Below are 1,163 nucleotides of genomic sequence, written 5' to 3' on the forward strand. Positions count from 1 at the left end.
GCGCGGGCGGCCATGTTGGCGCCCTGGCCGCCGATCGGATCGTTGGTCACCGCGGTATCACCCATGGCGAGCACTTTCGCCCCGGACGGCAAGGTCCCGACCGGCCGCCGCACCACCGGCGTGATCCGGCCGTGCAGCAGTTCGGTCGGCGCCACCGGATGCGCTTCGTCGAGCAGCGCCGCCTGCCACGGGTAGTGCGCGCGCAGCAGCTTCCGCGCCATCTCGTAGTGCTGGCCGACGTCGGTGACGCCGTCCCAGACGTCCATCGGCCCACCGGGCACGCCGAAGAAGCCGAGGCCGTGCACCGGCCCGTGCACGGAGAGAACGGGCAGCAGGAAGAACTCGCCGACTTCCGCCATCCCGAAGGTCAACCCGGGAACGGCGTCGACGTCCCCGGCCACGTAGAAGATCCCAATGGCCCGCTGCGGCTCGCGATAGGGCGACCGCTCGTCATCGCGCGGAAAGAGCGAGTCGAACTGCGGCCCCCGCCCGGCGGCGACGACGAGCAGCTCGAACTCGCGAGCGCACGCGTCGAGCTCGTCCGGACCGACCCGGCGGATCCGCAGCTCGCCCCCGAGACGTTCGAATTCCCCCATCCAATCCGACACTTTCACGCGCTGGTCGACGGACTGGGCATGCCGATCGAGCCCCACCCGCCAGGCGATCGCCGGCTCCGCCCCAGCCCCGGCGGCCGCAAAGGCGACCTCCCGGACCGGCGACGCGTCGGCGTCCCAGAAGTTGATGCCGAGTGCACGCTCGCGTTCGAGCGCCGGCGCGAACAGGCACTGGTTGGAGATCAGCCGCCCGGCCCGAACTTCCGCCGCGGAACGCTCGGCGAACACCGTGACGTCGTAGCCCAGTTGCCGCAGCCCGATGCCGAGCACCAATCCCGCTTGCCCCGCACCGACGATCCCGATCCGCCGCATGGCCCACCCCTCCCCGGAAACCCTTCCGTCCCAACGTACTCGGGGCGCGGCGGAAATCCCTGCCCGTTCGGGCGGATCAGCGGAACGCTTCCTCCCCGGCTTCCAGGGCAGTGCGTACGTCGTCGAGCCCAACCGAACCGACCGCCAGCCGGAGGGCGGGGGCAGGTGGCCGTCGTCGCGAACGGCTCCGCGGTGGCGACCGCGACCCGCCGAGCCAGCACCGGCCGGTGCATTCCT

Annotated in this window: 1 protein-coding gene; it reads right to left on the reverse strand. The window is 71.8% G+C overall.

Features of this window, described 5'->3' with window-relative positions:
* On the reverse strand, nucleotides 1–1,058 hold a 1,058-nt coding region (locus CCN39_RS46375; protein ID WP_143264433.1), incomplete at its 3' end, for a styrene monooxygenase/indole monooxygenase family protein.
* Nucleotides 1,059–1,163: the final 105 nt, after the last annotated feature.

The organism is Amycolatopsis kentuckyensis, assembly GCF_002155975.1.
GTDB classification, from domain to species: Bacteria; Actinomycetota; Actinomycetes; order Mycobacteriales; family Pseudonocardiaceae; genus Amycolatopsis; species Amycolatopsis kentuckyensis.